The sequence below is a fragment of the Streptomyces torulosus genome, from assembly GCF_001419765.1.
Lineage (GTDB): Bacteria > Actinomycetota > Actinomycetes > Streptomycetales > Streptomycetaceae > Streptomyces > Streptomyces torulosus.
In genome coordinates, this window is record NZ_LIRK01000975.1 from 1 (window position 1) to 2,158 (window position 2,158).

Consider the following 2,158-nt stretch of genomic DNA (forward strand, 5'->3'; position numbering starts at 1 on the left):
GTCGGGGATGTCGATGCCGTCGATCTTGGCCTGGCGGGTGCGGACCATGAAGTCGTGGTTGGCGGGGTCGTAGGAGATGTTGCCGGTGCCGTCCTGCTTCTCGATGCCGCCGATGCGGTGTTCCAGGCCGGGTGTGCCGGGGATGGCCCAGGGGCGGGCGAGGGTGTGCGGGTCGCGTTTGTAGGGCCAGAAGACGTCGGTGCCGTCGTCGAGGGTGTGGTTGGGGCCCTGGGCGAACTGCACGGTCAGGTCGGGCAGCTCGTCGGGTTCGGGGATGCGCCAGGGTTCGGAGCCGTTGGCGAGGTAGCCGTCGGAGAGCAGGAACACCGGGGTGCGGTAGGCGAGCGCGATGCGGGCGGCCTCGATCGCGGCGTCGAAGCAGTCCGCGGGGGTGCGGGGGGCGACGACGGGGACGGGGGCTTCGCCGTTGCGGCCGTACATGGCCTGGAGCAGGTCGGCCTGTTCGGTCTTGGTGGGCAGGCCGGTGGAGGGGCCGCCGCGCTGGATGTCGATGATCAGCAGCGGCAGTTCCAGTGACACCGCGAGCCCGATCGTCTCCGATTTGAGGGCCACGCCGGGGCCGGAGGTGGTGGTGACGGCGAGGGAGCCGCCGAACGCGGCGCCCAGGGCGGCACCGATGCCGGCGATCTCGTCCTCGGCCTGGAAGGTGCGTACACCGAAGTTCTTGTGCCGGCTCAGCTCGTGCAGGATGTCCGAGGCCGGGGTGATCGGATACGAGCCGAGGTAGAGGGGGAGGTCGGCCTGGCGGGAGGCGGCGATCAGCCCGTAGGACAGGGCCAGGTTCCCGGAGATGTTCCGGTAGAGGCCGGGCGGGAACGCGGTGGCCGCCGGAGCGACCTCGTAGGAGACGGCGAAGTCCTCGGTGGTCTCGCCGAAGTTCCAGCCGGCGCGGAAGGCGGCGATGTTCGCGGCGGCGATGTCGGGTTTCTTTGCGAACTTCGTCTTGAGGAACTTCTCGGTGCCCTCGGTGGGCCGGTGGTACATCCACGACAAGAGTCCGAGCGCGAACATGTTCTTGCTGCGTTCGGCCTCTTTGCGGGTGAGGTTGAAGTCCTTCAGCGCCTCGACCGTCAGGGTGGTCAGCGGGACTGGGTGGACGTGGTAGCCGTCGAGGGAGCCGTCCTCCAGGGGGCTGGTGGTGTAGCCGACCTTCTGCATGGCGCGTTTGGTGAACTCGTCGGTGTTGACGATGATCTCGGCGCCGCGGGGGATGTCGGTGATGTTGGCTTTGAGGGCGGCGGGGTTCATGGCGACCAGGACGTTGGGTGCGTCGCCGGGGGTGAGGATGTCGTGGTCGGCGAAGTGGAGCTGGAAGCTGGAGACGCCGGGCAGGGTGCCGGCGGGGGCGCGGATCTCGGCGGGGAAGTTCGGCAGGGTTGACAGGTCGTTGCCGAACGAGGCGGTCTCGGAGGTGAAACGGTCACCGGTGAGCTGCATACCGTCACCGGAATCACCCGCGAACCGAATGACCACCCGGTCCAGACGGTGCACCTCCTTGGTGCGGATCCCGGCCGATGTCGGCTCGGCCTCTTCGATGTCCACGGTGTCTACCGTCACGCGACTCGTCTCCTCTGGCTTTCCGCTGTCCGGCGCCGCTGCGTGGGCCGGACCCCGTCGGCGCTTCCCGTAACTCGGGGACGCCGGGAACGCGCCGACGGGACCTGGCAGGCCGGGACGTTAGGCAGCCCGCCTTGCGCCGGACCAAAGCGCTCCCACGGGCGCCGTGCACCGCTTCCGGCCGCCCATGGCCGGTTCAGCGCAGGTTCAGTGGTTCTCCAGAGCGGCTCGGGACCCTTTCCCACGTCCGCTGGACAGCCGGACCCGGCGCTTCCCCCCAGCGGGGCATCAGGTGCGCCACCACACGACCCGGCCCGCGCGACCACGCATCGGCACAGCCCACTTCCCGTTACTTCGTCACCCTTTTCCCAGGAGCACACCATGGACGCGTCATCCCCGGCTTCCCGCCGCACGCTGCTCAGACTCGCCACCGCGGTTTCCCTGGGCGGGGCGGTCGCCGCCACCCCGCTGCCGGCGTTCGCGAAATCCGCCCGCTGCCCGCTGCCGCGCAGCCTCAGCGTCACCGCCCCCGGCGTGTACCCGGAGGGCGTCGCCTGGGACCCCACGAGGAAGGCCTTCC

General features: G+C 69.8%; 1 protein-coding gene and 1 pseudogene. One reads left to right on the forward strand and one right to left on the reverse strand.

Annotated features, from left to right (window positions below; all coding sequences use genetic code 11):
* A partial coding sequence (locus AOK23_RS43260) for a 2-oxoacid:acceptor oxidoreductase subunit alpha (RefSeq protein WP_055717834.1) occupies positions 1–1,578 on the reverse strand: 1,578 nt, incomplete at its 3' end.
* A gap of 381 nt (positions 1,579–1,959) precedes the next feature.
* Here AOK23_RS43260 and AOK23_RS43265 point away from each other — a divergent pair.
* Positions 1,960–2,158, forward strand: a pseudogene (locus tag AOK23_RS43265) (SMP-30/gluconolactonase/LRE family protein); the annotation flags it as partial.